Below are 19,201 nucleotides of genomic sequence, written 5' to 3'. Positions count from 1 at the left end.
ATCGTCCCTGAAACGTCCACGGACGTCACCCATGTCCCGTACCCCTCCTCGGCCGGGTGCCCTGCGTGGCAACCCGTCTCCTACCTGACGGGTTGGCCGGCCAGTTTGGTTACCACCTTTCGACACGAATTTTCAGACGGAGCCCGCCGGCGGACATGGCACTCGCCGTGCGTGCGCGGCCACCTCCGGAGAGTCATATCTCCTTGTCGGAGCACCACTGCGGACGGCTGGGCTCGCAGTAACGGCGCACCTCGTGGAGGCGAACGTGTCGGTCGACCGGCTCGCGTGCCGTACCGGACGTGTTTGGGGTTGTCAGCCATGCTGAAGCCGGAACCCCAGGCCGGCACCACGCGAGGGGGAAATCGTGCGCAAACCAGCCAAGACAGCCGCCCTACTTGTCGGACTCGGCGCCGGTGCCGCCGTCGGTCCGTCCCTCGGACCGGTCGCGGTCTGGTCTGGCGTCACGATCGCCGCGCTCGGGGTCGCGCTCTTCCTGGTGGGCACCCGGCGGCCCGATCTCGTCAGGGACGGCGACATCGACGACGGTGCGGCCACGGCCGTGGAGCGACGACCCCGCATCCGACAGCGATCAACCTTCGCCCATCTCGGCCCTCACGTGGAACAGATCCTCAGGCTCGCCGAGGAACAGGCCAGCACCATCGTCGACGACGCGCGGCTCGAATCCGAGAGGCTCGTGGCCGCCGCCCGACGGGAGGCCGACGCACATCTGAATCGTGGGCGGGAGCAGACAGCCGGGTTCACCGGAGCCCACCAGGACCTGTCGCCGATCCCGCCGACCCAGGCTCCACCTTCGGACGAGGACCCGAGCTAGGACCGCGCGGGTCGCCAGGACGGCCCTGCGATCTCCGGCGGTGTGGTCAGCGACGGAATCATGGCGTGCCAGGTGGCGTGCCAGGTGCGGGGAGGACGTGCCAAGGTGGCGCACACCTCGCCTGCCAACTCCTCCGGGTTGCGGCCACGCCACGGGGTGTCGACGAAGACCTGGTAGTCGCCGCTGAGCTGGAGGGCGACCCGGAACAGCTCCGTGTCGCGGTAATCGTTGCCTACCCAGCTGGGTCGGAGATTGTAGGTGAGCAACAGTTCCCGGTCCATGTCGGTCAGGACACGTCGTCCGACCGACCTTTCGGGCGTCTCCCACGAATGATCTGCGGCCACCCGCGCGACTTCCCCGTCGTACTCGGCGGCCGCGAAGGAGACGCCCCGCGTCATGGGCACCTCGAGCGACCAGTCCCAGTGGACCCGATCGCCGTCACGCATGATGGTGACTTCTGTGGATCCACAGCCGTACACACCGCAATCGCAGCGCGCGATCGGAACGGTGTGTGGCTGGGAGACGGCCACCAAACGATTGGTCGGCACCAGGATCTGGTACGGGTCCATCCCGAGGCCTGCTCCGGCGGCCGTCATCTCCGTACCGTTGACGTAGACCTGCACCTGGAAATCGCCGCCCGCGCGGGGCGTCGGCGACACCTCCAGACGGAGGGAGTCGACTCCGGGCCGGCGGGCGACTCCCCCGCCTGACACAAGGGCGAAACCGGGAGGGACAGTGCCCGGGTACGGGATCTTCAGCTCCTCAAGCGATGTGGTCACGAGTTCGCGGACATCCCAGAAGACGTCGTTCACCGAAGCCCCGGCGAGTTCGCGCAACGTCGGAGAGTCCAGCCCGTCGACCAACGCTTGGCAGGCAGCCTGGATCAGATCCTCAAAGCCACGCCCGGCCTCGGCGTCCCACAGTGCCACAACGTCGTACAGCCGCTGCTCCGCACACCCGCCGCCATCCTCAGTCACGCCGGCCATCATCCACAGCCCTCGGGAGGACCGCACCATGGTTTCCCGTCCAGACGCCGACGGTCCTCATGAGGTGGCACGGCCGGATATCGGCTGGCGCGACCTGTGGCCGTGGGCCATGGTCTCGGGGTGATCGTCATTCAGCGGGTACGTGTGCGGTGGAGCGCGTCCAGCCGCGGCGCTGCACGGGCCAACGCCCGTCGCGGACTCAACCGCCCGATCGAGCTTCCCGCGCCGCCGCCAGGCGATGTCGTGGTTCACGACGTCCTGGCTGACGAGGCCGACAACTACTCGCTCCGCACCGACGTGCTGACCGGCGGCGTGAGCATCGCCCGGAGCATGGGTCTGTGGCTCGCCGTCGAGGGTTCGGCGGTGACCGTGGAGCGTCTGCCCGGCAGGGCGGCGTTTCCCCGCGCGGGAGTGTCGACCCGCCTGTTCACGCTCGCCCACGGACAGGTCGGCCGGTACGAGGCCAATTTCCGGCTCCGCTTCACCGACTGCGCGTGCGACCCCAGCTGGTACTACGAAGACTGGGTGGTCCATGTCAGCAACGGCGATGCTGCTGGCGACCGGTTCCTGCGCGGCGAACCGGACCGCGTTGTCGACCACCGTGTCCGTCTTTACGGTGGCCGTTCCGTGCGCCGACGTAACCGGTAACGAGCGACGGAGCCAGACCCACACGCGTCGGCGGCGCGCTGCTGGCCGACCAACGGCGTGCGGCGCTCTCAGGCCGAGCGCTGTGCGGTGTCCTCGCTGCGGAGGCGGTCCAACTCGGCGAGGTACATCGCCTGGAGGCGCTCATTGTGGCGGACGAGCAGCGTGACCTCCTCGACGCTGTAGCCCTCGATGAGCCGCTCAGCCCGCTCGGCGAACGGCTCGTACGGTCGTTTCAACTCGGCGATCCGCTCCGGCCGCAGGGTGACGATCAACCGCCGTCGGTCCGCCGGGTCGCGCTCGGCCGTCACGTAGCCCGCCTGCTGGAGCCGGCGGAGCATGCTGGTCACCGCCCCGGTGGTGAGGTTGGTCCGTTCGGCGACCTGCCCGGCGGTGGCACATCTGGCGTCCGCCAGGTAGTCCAGGCACTCCAAATCGCTGACGGTGAGGCCCAGCCGCTCCGCGATGGCGTACCGGAACACCATGGACAGCCGCGACGTCTCCCGCCCGGCGCGCATGAGGTCGGCGATCGTGGACGCACGGGCCGGCTCGTGGGGCATGTTCGCAATCATGCCTCCGGCACGGTGACCCGGTGCAGCCGAGGTAACACGCGGGTCAGCACCCAGTGCGGTGCGATCGCGCCCCCGGTCAGGCGGCGCATCAGCCCGGCGGCGGTGTCGACGGCGCGGAACGCGTAGGGCACCATCTCGTCCTGATAGCGGGCGATCGCCTCCTCCACCGGCGTGCCGCTCGTGCGGGCCTGGACCAGCCTGCGGCCGAGCAGGGCGGCGTCGCGGAGTGCCGTGTTGCCACCATGAGCGCCGAACGGCGGCATGACGTGCACGGCGTCGCCCATCATCGTCGCCCGGGGCACCGCCCACCGTCGCGGGCGCCGGCCGGTGGCGAAGAGGTTGAGCACGGTGGCGTCCAGCTCGGCCGTGGCGACCAGCCGCCGGATGACGGGGTGGAAGTCCGCACTCAGCTGGGAGGCGAGTCTCCACAGCGCCAGCAGGTCCCCGCGTACACCGAGGGGCACCTCCTCCTGCCGGAGCAGCAGTCCCCACATGACGTAGTCGTAACCGGTGGGCGCATAGCTGCCCGGGGCCAGGCGCGCGAACGCCTCCGGCGGGCTCTCGCCGAACCGCATGGAGGTGAAGAAGAAGGCGCGGCCTGGTCGGTCGGCGATGGCCAGGACCCCACTGGTACGCAGCGCGTCCGGGATGACGCTCTCGCCGTTGCGCAGCAGGGGCGAGCGACCGTAGATGCCCGCCATCGGGGTGTTCGTCGGGTCCGCGTCCGGCATGAGCTGCGCGCGCAGGGCCGAGCCGACGCCGTCCGCGCCCACGACGACTGTTGCTCCGGCGGCCCCGCCGTCGGAGAACCGCAGCCGCAGCCCTGCCGGCCCGCCGCTCTCCACCGCGACGGCGTCCTTGCCGTAGTGGATGCGCCCGTTCAGCCCGGACTGGAGGATCGACCGCAGGGTCAGGCGGTCGACCTGGCGGGTCGCGTGTGGCTCGTCCTTGAAGGTGATGGTGAACGCGTCCCGCAGTCGGCTGTCGGTGAAGCGAAGGTGCCCGCCGGGCTCGTCGCCGGTGGTCAGCGCCAGGTTGTACAGCTGGCGGGGCAGGCTCTCGCGCAGCGCCTCCAGTCCGTACCGGTCGAGGATGATCCGGTAGCCCTGCCGCCGGACGAAGGGGCCCGGGTCCCGCTCGTAGACGTGTACGTCGATGCCGGCCCGCACCAGGTACTGGGCGAGGCAGAGGCCGGAGAGGCCGGCCCCGGCGATTGCCACTGAGAAGTCCGTCGATACGGCCATGCGATTATCTTAATGACTAAGATGATTTGGGCAAGGCCGCTCGTCTGGCCGCGTCGCACGGTGGCCGGGGCCGCCTACTGAGCGAAGGCGGCGAGGATCAAGCTCGCGTAGCGACGCCACACGGCCGGATCGCGTTCGTCCAGCGCGATCAGTTGGCGGACCACGCCGCACAGCACGACGCGGACGTCGAGGACACCGACGTCCGGCCGGACCGGTCCGGATGCTTTCGCCGCCTCGAGTAGTCGGCCGATCAGGTCGACGAGGTCCGCGGCGGGCAGCAGACGACCCTCGAAGAACACCGCCGCGAGGCCGCGGTCGCGGGCGAGATGGTCGAGCAGGTCCGGCACGTAGTCGAGCAACGCGAGGTAGGCGTCGTCGGCGGCGACGGCGGCCAGCGTACGCGCCCGCAGCGAGCGGAAGCTCTCCTGTGCGACCGCCAGCACCAGGTCGTCCTTGCTCGGGTAGCTCCGGTAGACCGTCGCCCGCCCGACTCCGGCGCGCGCCGCCACCTCGGGCACAGTCACGTCCAGACCGCGCTCGGCGAACAGTTCACGGGCCGCCGCCACCACCCGCTCGTGGTTACGGAGCGCGTCCGCACGCCGGTGCACGCTCACTGCCGGTCTGCTCCGGGCTGAGTCCCCGGGTCCGGGTCGACGTCGAAGCCGCTCTCGTGGACCTGCTGGAACCGACCGTCCTCGGCGAGCGCGGCGAAGTAGTACACCTCCCGGTGGACGACCGTCCCGTCCGTCATGGTCATCCTGTAGCGGTGCCGCTCGGCGTAGTTCAGACCGTCGTACAGCTCGTCGAGCACGGTCACCGCGCCCTCGACGACGGTGCTGCGAATGCCGGCGACCATCTCCGCGAACGCGGCACGGTCGCGCGTTCGACCGTCGGCGATGTGGACAAGATCAGGGGCGTAGTACTTGTCCAGAGCCTCCTCGAGAGTGAGTCGCGGCGCGAACGCCACGTCGCGGATGGCGTCGCTGATGCGTACCGGTGTCATCGGGTTGTCCCTTCGGTTATCCGGACTCCTGAGTCCGGATAGCGCCGACGGTACCGGACTCGGGAGTCCGGAACCAGGTGACGCCCATGACACCCTGGGCTGGGCGGGAGGGGCAGCGGGCTAGCCGTCGTCGCGGGCACGTGCCGCGATGCGGATGGTGGTGCCGTGGGGTCCGCTGCCGACGAACAGGTAGTCGGTCATTTGCCCGACGACCCAGAGGCCCATCCCTCCGGCGCCGGACAGAGGCGGTCGCTCGACGCGCGCAACGTAGTGGGCGGCATCGAACCCCGGACCCTGGTCGGTCACTTCACAGGTGAGCTGGCCGTCCAGGAGCAGGCGTATGGCACCCTTGCCGCCCCCGTGTCGTATCACGTTGATCAACAATTCGTTGACCGCTGTCACCCAGTCCTCGATCTCGTCCTGGTCGAGCCCGCACCGCCGACTGACGGCCTCGACCTCGTTGCGAACGCGGGCGAGGTCGGTGAGGGCGAACGACGTCGAGAGAAGGGGCTTCCCAGCGGTCGGCGCATGGTCGCGAGGTGGGACCGCCACCACTCCCCCTCTCTGGCCGGACGTGAACTCCGGCGACCTGCTGGTCGCGCCTCGGAGTGTGCCCTGCGAGACCTGTGCACCGGACGACGAAGGCATCAATGTGACATGGGAAGGTACCCCACGGTGCGGACGCGACACCGTCGATCTCGTTCCTGGCGCGCCGTCGGCGGCATGCCGGCGTCTAGGCTGCCGGGGTGAGCGGTGCCGAGATGGTGACGAACGAGGAGCGGCTGCGCCGTATCGACGCGATCACGGACGCCGCGTTGTCGGGGCTGGACATCGCCGAGTTGCTCGACGAGCTTCTCGAACGGGTCCGGGACCTGCTCACTGTCGATACCGCCACCATCCTGCTGCTGGAAGGCCACACCGGCGAACTCGTCGCGACGGCGACGAAAGGCCTGGAGGAGGAGGTGCGCCGGGGCTTCCGCGTCCGGGTCGGGCGCGGCTTCGCCGGCCGGGTGGCGGCGACGCGTGCGCCGGTCACGATCTACGACGTCACACCAGACGACGTGGTCAATCCCATCCTGCTCGCCAAGGGCGTACGTGCCCTGCTGGGCGTGCCCATGCTCTCCAACGGAAGCCTCGTCGGCGTGTTGCACGTCGGCTCGTTGACCCTGCGGCGGTTCGGTCCCGACGATGTGCGGCTGCTGCAACTCGTCGCCGATCGTGCCAGCTCGGCAGGTCAGGCCCGAGCGCAGGTCCTCGACAGGCAGGCTGCGCTTGCCCTGCAACGCAGCCTTCTGCCCTCCCGGCTACCCGACATTCCCGGTCTGGACCTGGCCGCCCGGTACGCACCCGGCCACGACCTGGGCATCGGCGGCGACTGGTACGACGTGTTCGTCCTGCCCTCAGGCTGGCTGGGCACCGTCATCGGCGACGTCTCCGGCCACGGCCTGCCGTCCGCCGTCGTCATGGGACGTATCCGCAGCGCGCTACGCGCCTACGCGCTCGACGCCGACGACCCCGCCGAGGCGTTGACGTCCCTCGACCGCAAAATCCACCACTTCGAGGCCGGCACCCTGACCACCGCCGTCTACGCCCTCATCTCACCCGACCGTACGACGGTCCACCTCTCCTGCGCAGGTCACCTGCCGCCGCTCCTGATCGTCCCCGGCCAACCCGCCCAGCTCGTCGACGTGAATGTGGACCGGCCACTCGGTGTGGGCCGCCCGACGACCAGTCGCCGCACCACGGTTCTCGACCTACCGCCCGGCGCGGCGCTCGTCTTCTACACCGACGGGCTCATCGAACGCCGCACCGAACTGATCGACACCGGCATCGACCGCCTCGCCACCGCTGTGCGGTCCGAGCCGGCCGAGGCCCTGTGCGACCACATCATGACCAGCACCGCCCCGGAGCACCCCGATGACGACATCGCTCTGCTGGTCATCCGCCGTACCGCACCGATCGACGAAGCGCCGCCCGACAGCTGACCCGCGAACCGCCTAGGGACGGGTCGACCTGACCGCCGGCGCCGCGCTCACGCGCCGGGACGGGCCTCTGCCAGCCAGGTGGTGAGCATCCGGCTGGAGACCTCACCGAGTGCCGCCGCCGCTCGTGCCGACATCGCCGTCAGCTCGTCATGCTCGACGGCGGTGACCGACAGCTCGGGCGGTGGAGTGCGGCGCCATGTGGTCTGTGCGCCGTCCCGGGCAAGGCGGGTCACGTCGGCCTTCCCACGTTCGGCGAGGCCACGGTCCGGGTCGAGGGTGAGAATCAGGGCGGCGCGCAACTGGACATCGACGCTGCGGCCGCGCAGAAGGCGGTAGCCGGCCCGGCGCAACTCCACCCTGGCGTCGCCGAGCAGCTGCCACAGAAGGCTCGGCGGCAGGGCACCGCTGACGGGCCGCAGCGCGGTGGTCGCCTCTCGGACCACCGCCGGCGAGGGGTCCCGTAACAGCGACAGCACCTCCTGCGCGACGACCGCGTCGAGCAGGCGCAGACCTCGTACCGCCTGCGCACGAATTCTGGCCTGCGAATGGGTCAGCAAGCGCCGCAGCAGCGGGGCATCCGACGCCGAGCCGGTCTCGGCAAGCCCGGCGATCGCACCCGACACTGGTTCAGCGGCACCGGTGGCCTTCCGGTAGTGCTCCCGGGCGTCGATGCCGAGCCGGCGGGCCGCGTCCCGGGCCACCGCCCGAACCAACGGAGCGTCATCGTCCAGGTGCGCGGCGACGTCACTGTCCTGACCGGCCCGGACCAGTCCGGTCAACGCCACCACCCGCACCTCGGCACGTACCGACCGGGCCAGGCGACGCAGAACGTCATGCCGGCGGGTCCACACCGCCTCACGGCAGGCCGCCTCCGCGGCGTAGGCCCGAATCCTGACATCCGAGTCAGACCCGGCGCAGGTCATCAGCTCGGGCAGCGGCAGCCATCCCTGAGCCAGGACGATGTCGAACACGAACCGCCGCTGACGGGCGTCACCCGATCCGAGTAGCCCGCGCCGTACCTCCGCCGGCGCCGACAGCAACGCCGCGCGTACCTGGGTGACAGCGAAGCCACCGCGCAGACGCGCGTCGAGGCGCAACGACATCGGGAGCACCGCCGGCAGATAGCCACCCGGATCGTCGGCGAGCAACAGCGCCAGCCCGGCCCGCGCCCGGTCCCGCACCGGCTTGACCCAGTCACCGGTGCGCAGCACCAGGAAGGGCACCGCCTCCGGGCACGGCCGACCGACCATCGCCGCGACCGCGCGTTCCCGGATCCGCCCGTCACCGTGCATGCTCGCCAGCGCCATCGCGACGGGCCCCGACGTCGCGTCGGAGAATCGCCCCCCGACCCGCCGCGCCGGTGACTCCTGGTACGGGCCGTACCACGGTGCCTGCCGCGCGTGCCGGTCGAGCCGGTCGACCAGACCCGCGACACCGGCCACCAGCGCCAACGCCGATCGCGCCGCCACCTCGTCATCGCCTGCATCGACGTCGACCAGCGCCTCGACCAGATGGTGCAACGCCTCCCATCGCCCCGAGGCGGCGCCGTCCACCGCGACCCGCACCGCTTCGAGCCGCTCCGCCTCTGCGAGCGCCGCCCGCTGAACCCCGCTGCCCCGTATCACCCCGCCATCCTGCCCGAGGCAACACACCTGATCGAGCTCAATTCGGCTCAGCCCCGGACCCCCAGCAACGGCCGGGAACGAACCGGTAAGGCCGTCGCGGCCGGCTGAGTCGTCGGTCGAGAGCACCGCGGGTCGTTCCTGACCCGCCACCCCGACAACCCGGTCACCGAGACCGGTGTCCTGAGCGAGTTCACCCACAACGGGATCTCGTCGCGCCTCCATGACAGGCGCGTCGACCGTGGACATCATCTGCTCGACCCGATCATCGTCGCCGTGCCCTGGGTGCTGGCCGCGGGAGCTGCCTATCTGGCTCTGCGCGGCATCACCGGCCGCCGACAGGGCAGAACGGGGTAGAAGCTCGGATGGCATCTCGGCAGGGCCGGCCGCCATCGACGGTATGGCCGACTTAGTGCGTCGACTGCCTAAGATCCCCGGTGTGCCCGGATACCGCGACTTCCAGTCAGGCCTGAGATTCCTGCCGACACTGGCCATCGCCCCCGACGGTGACTCGATCGCCTACGTGGATGACGCCGACGGCCAGTTCAATCTCGTCACACAGGCACTGTCGACGGGTGACACGCGTCGCCTCACCGCCGGCACCGACACGACAGTCCGTCGGGTGGCGTGGCATCCCGGCGGTGGGTGGCTGCTGTTCCTCGCCGACGACAGTGGGGACGAGAACACGCAACTCCATCGCATCGACGCTGCCGGCGGGGAGCCGGTGCCACTCACCGATGCGCCGGACGTGCAGTATTCGGCCGCCCTTGGTGAACCGTTCTCCCCCGACGGCCGGTTCATCGCGTACTGCGCTAACGACCGGGACCCGGCCGATCAGGACGTGCTGGTGCTCGACCTGTCGACCGATGACGTACGCCGGGTGTACGCCGGCGGCGGCAGGGCCTGCCCCGGGCACTGGTCACCTGACGGGTCCCGGCTCACCGTCGCCGAATGGCGCACCACCAACAGCGACCATCTGGTACATCTCATCACTCTCGACGGTGCCGAACCGCGCTCGTTGACGCCGCACGACGATGTGGCGACCTACTGGTTGGGGCCGTGGCTGAGGGACGGCAGCGGTTTCCTGGTCCTGTCGAATGTCGGTCGGGAGTTCACCGGACTCGCGGTCATGGATGCGGAGACGGGCGCCCTCAGCTGGCTGGACACTCCGGACTGGGACGTGGAGGAGGTCGCTCTCTCCGGCGACGGCCGGGTCCTGGTCTGGAACGTCAACGTCGACGGCTTCTCCCGCCTGCGCGGACGCGACCTCGTCACCGGTGCCGACATCCGCATGCCGGAGCTGCCCTCCGGCGCGGCGACCGGCCTCACCGTGTCCGGCGACGGGCGCTTCGTCGTGCTGCGGCTATCCACGGCAACCCGACCGTGGAACATCCTCTTGATTGATCTTGAGAGCGGGGAGCTCAGGTGGCTCAGCGACGCTCGGCCGGTAACGGCCGATCCCGCCACCTTCCGCGACCCGACGTTGGTCCGTTATCCGGCGCGGGACGGCCGCCAGATCCCCGGTTACCTCTACCGTCCCGAAGGACCGGGGCCAGCAGGTGTCCTGATCTCGATCCACGGTGGTCCGGCCTGGCAGGAGTTGCCGGTCTACATGCATGACGGCTTCTACCAGTACCTCCTGGCACACGGCATCGGCGTCTTCGCTCCCAACGTGCGGGGTTCACTCGGTTACGGCCGCGCCTACTCCGACCTCGTCAACCGGGACTGGGGCGGCGGCGATCTGACCGACCTCGCCGATGCGGTCGCCTACCTGCGAGCACAGGAGTGGATCGACCCGAATCGCATCGGTGTCATGGGCGCCTCCTACGGGGGCTTCGCCGTGTTGTCGTGCCTGAGCCGGCTGTCGGAGTTGAAGTGGGCCGCCGGTGTCGATCTCTACGGACCGAGCAACCTGGTCACCTTGGCCAAGGCCTCACCGCCGACGTGGCGCTCGTTGGTGGCCGCGGTGATCGGTGACCCGGAAGCCGACGCGGATCGACTGATGGCGCGCTCGCCGGTGACACACGCCGACCGGATCGAGGCGCCCTTGATGGTCATCCAGGGTGCCAACGATCCTCGCGTACCCCGGCACGAGAGCGATCAGATCGTCGAGCGACTTCGGTCCCGTGGCGTCGAGGTTCGCTACGAGGTCTTCAATGACGAAGGCCACGGCCTGCTCCGCCGCGACAACCAGGCGAGGGCCTTCGCGGATGCCGGCGAGTTCCTCGTCGAGCACCTCGGCGCCTGAGGCCGCCCGGGCCACGATCACCGACTGCGGGGCTGCCGCGGCATCAGAGGTCTCGGTCCTGACCACCGAGGAAGCGCGACAGCAGTTGCCTGAACTCCTGCGGGTGCTCGGTCGCCGGCACATGCCCGCATCGGTCGAGCACGTGCAGACGGACGTCGGCCAGATGTTCGAGCAAGGGCTGGGCCGTCGTTTCGAGCGGGGTGACTCGATCCTCGGCACCGTGCACGAGCAACACTGGGGCGCTGATCGCGGCCAGCGTCTGCGCCGAGAGGGTGAGGTCGTCGACCCATCGCGCCCTGGGCGGGGGGAACAACGACGCGTACGCGGCGGCCCCCTCCCGCATCGCAGCCGCCCGGGCATCGACGGCCGCGTCGGTCACGAGCGCCTGGTCGAGGACGAGGCGACTCAGCATGTCCCGTGCGCCGAGCGGGCCGGCGGGGGCGGCCCAGATCGCGTCGAGGTCGTCGGACAGCGGCGCCCCGGGCGTGCCCATCGTCGAGACCGCCACGACACGGGTGACCTGCTGGGGGCGCGCGGCCGCCAACGCAAGCGCCACGGCACCGCCCATCGAGTGACCCACCACCGCGTAGTGCTCGACACCGAGAGCGTCCATCAGGCCGGCGGCCTGCTCCGTCCACAGCCGGAGCCCGCCCCGGGAGCCCGCCGGGACCGGCGTGCGGCCGAACCCCGCCTGGTCCGGAGCCACCAGGTGCCAGGTCGCGTCCAGTGCCTGCGCTGTCGTTGCCCAGGCTCCGGACCCGGTCGTGCCGGGTCCGGAGCCGTGCAGCAGCAGCACTGCGGGCCCGGTGCCGCCCTCCAGGACGTGGACGGGGGAACCGTCGACAATGACGGTCCGAAGTGTCGTCACCGGGGCAGGCCAGCTGCGCTCATGCCGATGCGGGGCTGACGGACTTCGAGAAGACCTCCATCATCGCCCTGCCGAACTGCGGCATGTCGGGCCATCCCCGGCAGGAGACGAGGTTGCCGTCGATGACGTCGGGGGCGTCGATGACCGTCGCGCCCGCGTTCTCCATGTCACCGGTGATGGGCGGGAAGCACGCCGTCTTTCGACCCTTCAGCAGCCCGTACACCGCTGGCACCTGCGCGCCGTGGCACACCAGTGCGATGGGGAGGTTGCGCGCGAAGAAGTGCTCGGTGATGCGCCTGACGTCGGCGTCGACCCGGATCCACTCGGGGGCACGTCCCCCGGGGATGATGAGGGCGTCGTAGCGCTCGACGTCGACGTCGGCCCAGGGCACGTCGACCGGCAGCTTCCGGCCGTCCTTCTCCACATAGGCGTCGGAGTTGGGGTCGAACTCGTGGATGACCAGTTGCACGTCACGCATCGTCCGTGACGAGACGTCGACGTCCCAGCCGCCTTCCTGCACGCGGTAGTAGGGATACATGGTGTCGAGTTCCTCGGCGGCGTCGCCGGTCAGGAGCAGCGCTCTGGGCACCTGCTTCTCCTCGCGTCTGGGACGGGTGGTGGGGATCCAATCCGATCTGATCCGATCGCGTTAGCATCGCCCGACCCCGCTCGTCCGTCAAGCCTCCACCGCCATTCCATTCGCATCGGTGACTTCATCGAACAATCGGCGGAAACGATCACCCGATCGCAGGATGTGCCGACGCATCGCGTAGGCGGCGGCGTCGGGGTCACGCGCGGCGATCGCGGCCACGACATCCTCGTGCTCGGCCATGGCCAGGTGGGTGACCTGGGTGTCGTGGTGGAGCCGGAAGAGGTGTACGTGGCTGTGCAGGCGAGCGAGCGCCTCACGGATGACCTGGTTCTCCGCGCTCAGGGCGACGAGATCGTGAAAGGCGGCGTCACGCAGCCCGAAGGCGCCGTAGGCCGCGGGCCCGTTTCCCCCCTCCAGCTCCGCCATCTCCTCCAGCATTCGTCGCAGCCCGGCCACCTGCTCCGATGACGCGCGCTCGGCGGACCTGCGGGCCGCCGCCGGTTCGAGGAGCAGACGGACCTCGAGCATGTCCTCGAAGCGGTGACGGGTGATCTGCGGAGGAATTCGGTAGCCGGCATGGGGCACACGTACGACCAGGCCCTCGGCCTCCATGCGGTTCAGGGCGTCCCGGATGGGCGTCTGCGAGACCCCCAGCTCTCGGGCCAGGACGTCGATCGTCACCCGGGAGCCGGGCTCGATCCGTAGCGACATCAGCTGTCCGAGCAGCGTGTCGTACACCTCGTCGGCGAGCCGGCCGCCAGCTCTTGCGGGCGGCGTCCCGCCCGTCACGGCCCTACGTCCCCGCGCGGTGATCGCTTCGTCGTCCATCGTGACGTGAGGCCCTTTCTTGCGTCTTCGGGAACCTGTTGACATCTGTCACAGCGCTGCGACATGCTGACGCCCCCACTGGATCGTATAGGAAACCTGGACCGAAGATCTTCTCGGTGCCATGAAGACCCGGTACATCACCGCACCCGTGACGCCGGCCGCGGATCACCCCCCGCGACAGCCCGGTAACACGCTTGAACAACCCGGCACCTGCTCGGCGAAGCACCTAGCGAGGCCCTAGAAGTCCGAACCCAGAAAGCAGGCAGGAATATGCGGCGTTTGAAGCGAACAGGACGGACATCCGGCCCCGGCCGGAAGGTGCAGCTGGCGGCGGCGGCCATGCTGCTGATGGCCACGACCGTGGCGGCTTGCGGCGATGGCAAGGACGACGGCGACGCGAAGGCGAGCGCCCCCAAGGCACCGGCGACCATCCCGGAGCTCACCAAGGACCCGCTGACCCTCAGCTTCATCTGGTTCGAGTGGCCCCCCGCGCAAGCGCTGGAGGCCTTCGCCAACGCGGAGTACAAGAAGGAGCGGCCGAACGCGACCATCAAGGTCAACACCGTGCCGAACGCGAACTGGCACGACGCGATGTTCACCCAGTTCGCCGCGCGCAAGACCGACTTCGACATCGCGATCCTGGACTCGCAGCACATCGGCGAGGCGGTGACGAACGGCAACATCCTCGACCTCACCGACTTCGTCAAGAACAACATCGAGGTCAACGCCTACGACCCGTACCTCCTGGCGGCCTACGGTCAGTTCCCCCAGGCGGAGACCGGCAAGCGCGACGAGAACGCCAGCCTGTACGGACTGCCGCTGCTCGGCGACACCTGGACGATGATCTACCGCAAGGACCTGATCGGCGACAAGCCACCGCAGACCTGGGACGAGATGATCTCAGTCGCCGAGAAGTGCCAGGCGGACAACCCCGGCGTCAGCGGGCTGGCGTTCCACCAGGCCAACGGCTCCGACGCCGCGGCCGTCACCTACAACACTGTCAACGGCGTCTACGGCGGCAACCTCTGGGACTCCAAGGCCCGCAAGATCGATGGCGTCCTCAACGACGCCGCAGGCCAGGAGGCGATGGACGTCCTGGTCAACAAGATGAAGCCGCTGACCGCCAAGGGCTCCGGCAACTGGTTCATCGACGAGGTGAACGCCGCGGTCGCGCAGGGCAAGGCGTGCATCGCGTTCAACTGGATCGCCGCGAGCGGCGGCCTGCTCGATCCGAAGCAGTCGACGCTCGGCACCAGCCGGGAGCAGATCCTCGACAAGCTGGGTTTCGCCACCCTGCCGAGCCAGAAGACGAACCTGGTCCCGCTCGGCGGTATGGGGATGCACGTGTCGGCCTACTCCGCGGCGGCAAACCAGGCGGAGGCCCTGAACTTCATGAAGTGGTTCGAGCGGGCTGACATCCAGAAGAAGTGGGCCGCGGCGGGTGGCGTGCCGTCGCGTACCGACGCGATCCAGTCGCCCGAGTTCCTCAACGCCGGGCCGTTCAACAAGGTGTACGCCGACTCGGTGCCACGGATGCGGGACATGTGGAACGTGCCCGAGTACGCACGCCTCGTCGACATCGAGAACACGAACGTCAACGCGGCTCTCAACGGCGCGAAGAAGCCGAAGGACGCGCTCGACGACATCGCCAAGGAGCAGCAGCGCGTGCTCGACTCGAGCAGCCGTAAGGGCGGCGGCGGACTGTGAGTGGCCCCGCACCTCTGAAGACCGACGACCTCGGGCGGGTGGCGTCTGCGACGTCACCCGCACCGGGTCGGTCCCGCCGGCTGAGTGATCGCTGGCTCGCCGTCACCTTCGTCTCCCCCGCGCTCCTGCTGTTGCTCGCCATGTCGGTGTTCCCGCTGCTGTGGGCGTTGTACCTGTCCTTCACCGACTACTCGGCCACCCGCGGAGGGCCCGCCGACTTCATCGGGTTCGGGAACTACACCGCCATCCTGACGTCGGCGCAGGTACACCAGAGGGCTCTGACCACGCTGATCTACGTGGTCGGCGCTGTCGGCCTACAGACCGTGCTCGGCTTCGCCATCGCCTACCTGATCTCACGACGTACGCGCGGGCGAGGACTGCTGACCACTGTGTTCCTCATTCCGATGATGCTGTCGCCGGTCGTGGTCGGGCTGTTCTGGCGATTCATGCTCGACGCGCAGTTCGGCGTGGTCAACAGCATGCTCGGGTCACTCGGCCTGGGGCAGGTGGAGTGGCTCACCCGGCAGCGGACGGCACTGGTCTCCCTGATCGTGGTCGACACCTGGCAGTGGACGCCGTTCATCATGCTCATCGCGCTCGCGGGCCTCAGCGCGGTTCCGAAGTACCTGTACGAGGCTGCCTCGATCGACCGGGCGTCCGAGTGGTTCCGGTTCCGCACCATCACTCTTCCGCTGGTGTGGCCGCTGCTGCTCATTGCCGTGATGTTCCGGGGTATCGAAGCGTTCCGGCTGTTCGACCTCGTCTACATCCTCACCAACGGTGGCCCGGGCGTCTCCACCGAGACGTTGTCGTTCCACGTGTACAAGGTCGCGTTCCTGGGCTTCAACACCGGAACCGCCTCGGCGTACGGGATCCTCATGGTCCTCGTCGTCATCGTCCTCTCGCAGTTGTACCTGCGCTACCTGAACAAGCTCAAGGAGGGCTGATGGCCGTCTCCGTCGACGAGGCCGTGTCCACAGGTCCTGCCCCGGATCACACGCCCTCCACTCGCCGCCGCAGCGGCCGGGGTCGCTCCGTGCTGGAGGTCGCGCTGCTGACCGCGCTGGCCGTCGTGATGCTCTTCCCGGTGCTGTGGATGATCGAGACGTCCATCAAGGACAACCGGGACGTGTACGCCATCCCGGCGAAGTTCTTCGACTTCAAGGTCACCCTGGACCATTACCGGGACGTGTTCGTCGCCTCCGACGGCGGCCGTCAGCCCGTGTCCGTCTCGTTCCTCAACTCCGTCGTGGTCGCCGGGGTCTCCACGCTGCTGGCCACCGTGCTGGGGGTTCCGGCGGCCTGGGCCTACTCACGCCTCGCCGTGAAGGCCAAGAAGGACCAACTGTTCTTCATCCTGTCCACCCGCTTCATGCCGCCCGTCGTGGTCGTGATTCCGATCTTCCTCATGTACCGGGAGGTCGACCTCACCGACACCAAGATCGGCCTGATTCTCATCTACACCGCGTTCAACGTCCCGTTCACGATCTGGATGATGAAGGGGTTCGTCGACGAGGTGCCCGCCGAGTACGAGGATGCCGCCATGCTCGACGGCTGGACCCGATTCCAGGCGTTCCGAAAATTCACCCTTCCCCTGCTCGTGCCCGGCATCGCCGCGACGGCGGTCTTCGCACTCATCTTCTCGTGGAACGAGTTCGTGTTCGCCATCTTCCTCACCTCCAGTGAGAATGTGCAGACAGCTCCACCCGCCATCGCCGGCCTCATCGGCGGCACCACCACCGACTGGGGTCTCGTGGCCGCCGCCTCGGTCGTGTTCGCCCTACCGGTGCTCGTCTTCGCGTACCTGGTGCGCAAACACCTCATCGCCGGTGTGACGCTCGGGGCGGTGCGACGCTGATGGCGGGCATCGAGGTGACCGGCCTGCACAAGCGCTACCCGGACGGCACGGTCGCGGTCGACCACGTCGACCTGTCCATCCAGGACGGCGAGCTGTTCGTGATGCTCGGCCCCTCCGGTTGCGGTAAGACGACCACGCTGCGGGCCATCGCCGGCCTGGAGAGGCAGACGAGCGGCGACATCCGCATCGGCGACACGCTGGTCAACGACCTGCCGCCGGCCGAACGCGACATCGCCATGGTGTTCCAGTTCTACGCTCTCTACCCGCACCTGAAGACCCGCGACAACCTGGCGTTCCCACTGCGGGCCGAGGGACTCCCCAAGGAGGAGGTGCAGGAGCGGGTTGCCGAGGCCGCCCGGCTGATGCGGCTCGGACCACTCCTGGACCGGCGACCGCGCCAGTTGTCCGGCGGGGAGCAGCAGCGCGTCGCGCTCGCTCGCGCCCTGGTGCGGCGGCCGCGCGCATTCCTCATGGACGAGCCTCTCACCAATCTGGACGCGGAGTTGAGGGCGGACATGCGCACGGAGATCAAGCACCTGCAGGGAGAGATGGGGGCGACGATGGTCTACGTCACCCATGACCAGGTCGAGGCGATGTCGCTCGGTCACCGGATCGCCATCCTCAACAAGGGCCGCGTCGAGCAGATCGGCACGCCGCTGGAGGTCTACGACCGTCCGGCGAGTCTGTTCTGCGCCGCCTTCATCGGCTCCCCGCCGATGAACCTGATCGAGGTCGAGGTGGCCGACGGGAAGCTTCGCGGTCAGGGCGGGCTGGTCCTCACGCCGCCGGCGGATCTGCCGCGCGACCGTGACCTGGTTGCCGGCGTCCGACCGGAGGCCCTGGAGGTCACCGCACCGGGGGCGGAACAGTCGGTCCCGGCCCGCGTGGTCTCGGCGGAATGGCTGGGCGACGAGATCATCTACGTGGTCGACCACAACGGCCAGCGCGACGTACGGGTTCGGATGCCACCGACCGTCCGTTTCGACGCTGACGCGACGGTCGGGCTGCGACACACCGGCGGGACCCCGGCCGTCTACGACCTGCGCACGGAAGAACTGGTGGCCTGATGGGAACCGTGGCAGCGAACGGGCTGCGCAAGTCCTTCGGCAAGGTCCAGGCCCTGGACGGGGTGACGCTGGACGTGCCGGACGGTTCGTTCTTCGTGGTGCTCGGGCCCTCCGGGGCGGGCAAGACGACGACCCTACGCGCGATCGCCGGCCTGGAGAAGCTCGACGCCGGGTCGGTGCGCCTGGACGGCAGGGACGCGACCGGTGACGCTCCGGCCGCCCGCGACCTGGCCATGGTCTTCCAGAACTACGCCCTCTACCCGCGGCACACGGTGTACGAGAACATCGCCTCGCCGCTGCGGGCACGCCGCTGTTCCTCGGGCGAGATCGCCACCGCCGTCGAGCGGATGTCGAGCCTGCTGCACATCGAGCGTCTGCTGCAACGTCGTCCCGCACAACTGTCGGGCGGTGAGATGCAGCGGGTCGCCCTGGCCCGGGCGCTGGTCCGCAGCCCGCGCGCGTTCCTCATGGACGAGCCGCTGACGAACCTCGACCTCAAGCTCCGCGTCGAGATGCGCACCGAGCTCACCCGCATCCACCGCAGCCTCGGGGCGACCTTCGTCTACGTGACCAACGACCAGGTCGAGGCCCTGTCCATGGCCGATCAGGTCGCGGTCCTCAAGGACGGAACCGTGCAGCAGGTCGGGACGCCGACCGAGGTGTACGAACGTCCGGCCAACCAGTGGGTCGCCGGATTCGTCGGGAGTCCCCCGATCAGCCTGCTCGCCTGTCGCGCCGAGGGTGATCGTCTGGTCGGTGCGGGAGGCTGGACGCTGCCGCGGCCCCGCTGGACCACGGCTGAGGACGGTCGTGCGCTGCTGCTGGGCGTGCGCGCGGAGGACCTGTCCGTCGAGCAGCGTGGGGACGCGTCGTTGTCGGGCGAGCTCTACGGGCTCGAACCGCTCGGTGACCGCACGGTGGTCGACGTCCGAGTGGGGACGGAGATCCTCAAGGTGAAGGCACGACCCACCGTCACCGGTACGCCCGGCGAGCGGCTGCAGGTCACCGTCGACCTGGACCGTGCGCACCTGTTCGACGCGGACACCGGGCTGTCGCTGTCCGCGGCCGGGCGTTAACGCGCTGGGCGGCGACGACCCGATGCGCCCGCAGGTGGCCCGGAAGGGCGGCCGGTGGGCGGGGCGTC

The 19,201-nt window shown here is 69.2% G+C and carries 19 protein-coding genes; 9 read left to right on the top strand and 10 right to left on the bottom strand.

The window, feature by feature from the left end; all coding sequences use genetic code 11:
- Positions 1-364: 364 nt before the first annotated feature.
- Positions 365-832 carry a hypothetical protein gene (locus O3438_RS01150; RefSeq protein ID WP_269678112.1) on the top strand — a complete coding sequence of 156 codons (468 nt, stop codon included), beginning with the start codon at positions 365-367 and terminating at the stop codon, positions 830-832.
- On the opposite strand, the gene O3438_RS01145 is transcribed toward O3438_RS01150, so the two are convergent.
- Positions 829-1,818 (bottom strand): hypothetical protein, encoded by a 990-nt coding sequence (locus O3438_RS01145; RefSeq protein ID WP_269678111.1) that lies wholly within the window; start codon positions 1,816-1,818, stop codon positions 829-831. The genes O3438_RS01150 and O3438_RS01145 overlap by 4 nt on opposite strands.
- 243 nt (positions 1,819-2,061) lie before the next feature.
- Between O3438_RS01145 and O3438_RS01140 the strand changes: the two genes are divergently transcribed.
- Positions 2,062-2,466: a hypothetical protein gene (locus tag O3438_RS01140; protein WP_269678110.1), complete on the top strand. Its 405-nt coding sequence runs from the start codon at positions 2,062-2,064 to the stop codon at positions 2,464-2,466.
- Positions 2,467-2,534: 68 nt separating this feature from the next.
- On the opposite strand, the gene O3438_RS01135 is transcribed toward O3438_RS01140, so the two are convergent.
- The 5 genes from O3438_RS01135 to O3438_RS01115 form a co-directional block, all read right to left on the bottom strand.
- Entirely contained in the window at positions 2,535-3,023 is a 489-nt protein-coding gene (locus tag O3438_RS01135; RefSeq protein ID WP_269678109.1) for a MarR family transcriptional regulator, read from the bottom strand.
- Positions 3,024-3,031: 8 nt separating this feature from the next.
- On the bottom strand, positions 3,032-4,279 hold the full coding sequence (locus O3438_RS01130) for an FAD-dependent oxidoreductase (RefSeq protein ID WP_269678108.1): 1,248 nt from the start codon (positions 4,277-4,279) through the stop codon (positions 3,032-3,034).
- Positions 4,280-4,353: 74 nt separating this feature from the next.
- Complete coding sequence (locus O3438_RS01125; protein ID WP_269678107.1) at positions 4,354-4,893, bottom strand: TetR/AcrR family transcriptional regulator; 540 nt, start codon at positions 4,891-4,893, stop codon at positions 4,354-4,356.
- Positions 4,890-5,282: a hypothetical protein gene (locus tag O3438_RS01120; protein WP_269678106.1), complete on the bottom strand. Its 393-nt coding sequence runs from the start codon at positions 5,280-5,282 to the stop codon at positions 4,890-4,892. Before O3438_RS01120 ends, O3438_RS01125 begins: the two co-directional genes overlap by 4 nt.
- Positions 5,283-5,402: 120 nt before the next feature.
- A complete protein-coding gene (locus O3438_RS01115; protein ID WP_269678105.1) occupies positions 5,403-5,837 on the bottom strand; it encodes an ATP-binding protein in 435 nt (144 codons plus the stop codon).
- A gap of 191 nt (positions 5,838-6,028) precedes the next feature.
- On the opposite strand from O3438_RS01115, the gene O3438_RS01110 reads away from it, so the two are divergent.
- A complete protein-coding gene (locus tag O3438_RS01110) occupies positions 6,029-7,267 on the top strand; it encodes a PP2C family protein-serine/threonine phosphatase (RefSeq protein ID WP_269678104.1) in 1,239 nt (412 codons plus the stop codon).
- 47 nt (positions 7,268-7,314) lie between these two features.
- Here O3438_RS01110 and O3438_RS01105 read toward each other — a convergent pair whose 3' ends face one another.
- Positions 7,315-8,892 (bottom strand): HEAT repeat domain-containing protein, encoded by a 1,578-nt coding sequence (locus O3438_RS01105; protein WP_269678103.1) that lies wholly within the window; start codon positions 8,890-8,892, stop codon positions 7,315-7,317.
- A gap of 238 nt (positions 8,893-9,130) precedes the next feature.
- Here O3438_RS01105 and O3438_RS01100 point away from each other — a divergent pair, with 238 nt between their 5' ends.
- The gene (locus tag O3438_RS01100; protein WP_269678102.1) at positions 9,131-11,137 is read left to right on the top strand and encodes a S9 family peptidase; all 2,007 of its coding nucleotides are present in this window, start codon (positions 9,131-9,133) and stop codon (positions 11,135-11,137) included.
- Between the two features lie 43 nt (positions 11,138-11,180).
- Here O3438_RS01100 and O3438_RS01095 read toward each other — a convergent pair whose 3' ends face one another.
- The 3 genes from O3438_RS01095 to O3438_RS01085 all read right to left on the bottom strand — a co-directional run bounded on the left by O3438_RS01095 (position 11,181) and on the right by O3438_RS01085 (position 13,425).
- Positions 11,181-12,005, bottom strand: a complete 825-nt coding sequence (locus O3438_RS01095) for an alpha/beta fold hydrolase (RefSeq protein ID WP_269678101.1) — start codon at positions 12,003-12,005, stop codon at positions 11,181-11,183.
- Positions 12,006-12,024: 19 nt separating this feature from the next.
- Positions 12,025-12,594 (bottom strand): DJ-1/PfpI family protein, encoded by a 570-nt coding sequence (locus O3438_RS01090; protein ID WP_269678100.1) that lies wholly within the window; start codon positions 12,592-12,594, stop codon positions 12,025-12,027.
- 87 nt (positions 12,595-12,681) lie between these two features.
- Positions 12,682-13,425 carry a GntR family transcriptional regulator gene (locus O3438_RS01085; protein WP_269678099.1) on the bottom strand — a complete coding sequence of 248 codons (744 nt, stop codon included), beginning with the start codon at positions 13,423-13,425 and terminating at the stop codon, positions 12,682-12,684.
- A 348-nt stretch (positions 13,426-13,773) separates the two neighbouring features.
- On the opposite strand from O3438_RS01085, the gene O3438_RS01080 reads away from it, so the two are divergent.
- The 5 genes from O3438_RS01080 to O3438_RS01060 are packed head-to-tail and all read left to right on the top strand — an operon-like array spanning position 13,774 to position 19,133.
- Positions 13,774-15,132, top strand: coding sequence for an extracellular solute-binding protein (locus O3438_RS01080; RefSeq protein ID WP_269678098.1), 1,359 nt, complete (start codon positions 13,774-13,776; stop codon positions 15,130-15,132).
- Positions 15,133-15,170: 38 nt separating this feature from the next.
- Positions 15,171-16,079, top strand: coding sequence for a carbohydrate ABC transporter permease (locus tag O3438_RS01075; RefSeq protein ID WP_269678097.1), 909 nt, complete (start codon positions 15,171-15,173; stop codon positions 16,077-16,079).
- Positions 16,079-16,990 (top strand): carbohydrate ABC transporter permease, encoded by a 912-nt coding sequence (locus tag O3438_RS01070; protein ID WP_269678096.1) that lies wholly within the window; start codon positions 16,079-16,081, stop codon positions 16,988-16,990. The genes O3438_RS01075 and O3438_RS01070 overlap by 1 nt, the downstream gene beginning before the upstream one ends.
- The gene (locus O3438_RS01065; protein WP_269678095.1) at positions 16,990-18,057 is read left to right on the top strand and encodes an ABC transporter ATP-binding protein; all 1,068 of its coding nucleotides are present in this window, start codon (positions 16,990-16,992) and stop codon (positions 18,055-18,057) included. Before O3438_RS01070 ends, O3438_RS01065 begins: the two co-directional genes overlap by 1 nt.
- Complete coding sequence (locus tag O3438_RS01060; RefSeq protein ID WP_269678094.1) at positions 18,057-19,133, top strand: ABC transporter ATP-binding protein; 1,077 nt, start codon at positions 18,057-18,059, stop codon at positions 19,131-19,133. The genes O3438_RS01065 and O3438_RS01060 overlap by 1 nt, the downstream gene beginning before the upstream one ends.
- Positions 19,134-19,201 lie beyond the last annotated feature (68 nt).

The sequence above is a fragment of the Micromonospora sp. WMMC250 genome (assembly GCF_027460215.1).
Lineage (GTDB): Bacteria > Actinomycetota > Actinomycetes > Mycobacteriales > Micromonosporaceae > Micromonospora > Micromonospora taraxaci.
Note: the sequence above shows the minus strand (reverse complement) of the source record. Positions and strands in the feature narration are given on the sequence as shown.

Excerpts from the sequence above, each read along its gene's own strand:
- O3438_RS01145 (WP_269678111.1), bottom strand. The coding sequence starts at position 1,818 with ATGGCCGGCGTGACTGAGGATGGCGGCGGGTGTGCGGAGCAGCGGCTG.
- O3438_RS01135 (WP_269678109.1), bottom strand. The coding sequence starts at position 3,023 with ATGCCCCACGAGCCGGCCCGTGCGTCCACGATCGCCGACCTCATGCGC.
- O3438_RS01130 (WP_269678108.1), bottom strand. The coding sequence starts at position 4,279 with ATGGCCGTATCGACGGACTTCTCAGTGGCAATCGCCGGGGCCGGCCTC.
- O3438_RS01120 (WP_269678106.1), bottom strand. The coding sequence starts at position 5,282 with ATGACACCGGTACGCATCAGCGACGCCATCCGCGACGTGGCGTTCGCG.
- O3438_RS01085 (WP_269678099.1), bottom strand. The coding sequence starts at position 13,425 with ATGGACGACGAAGCGATCACCGCGCGGGGACGTAGGGCCGTGACGGGC.
- O3438_RS01080 (WP_269678098.1), top strand. The coding sequence starts at position 13,774 with ATGGCCACGACCGTGGCGGCTTGCGGCGATGGCAAGGACGACGGCGAC.
- O3438_RS01070 (WP_269678096.1), top strand. The coding sequence starts at position 16,079 with ATGGCCGTCTCCGTCGACGAGGCCGTGTCCACAGGTCCTGCCCCGGAT.
- O3438_RS01065 (WP_269678095.1), top strand. The coding sequence starts at position 16,990 with ATGGCGGGCATCGAGGTGACCGGCCTGCACAAGCGCTACCCGGACGGC.
- O3438_RS01060 (WP_269678094.1), top strand. The coding sequence starts at position 18,057 with ATGGGAACCGTGGCAGCGAACGGGCTGCGCAAGTCCTTCGGCAAGGTC.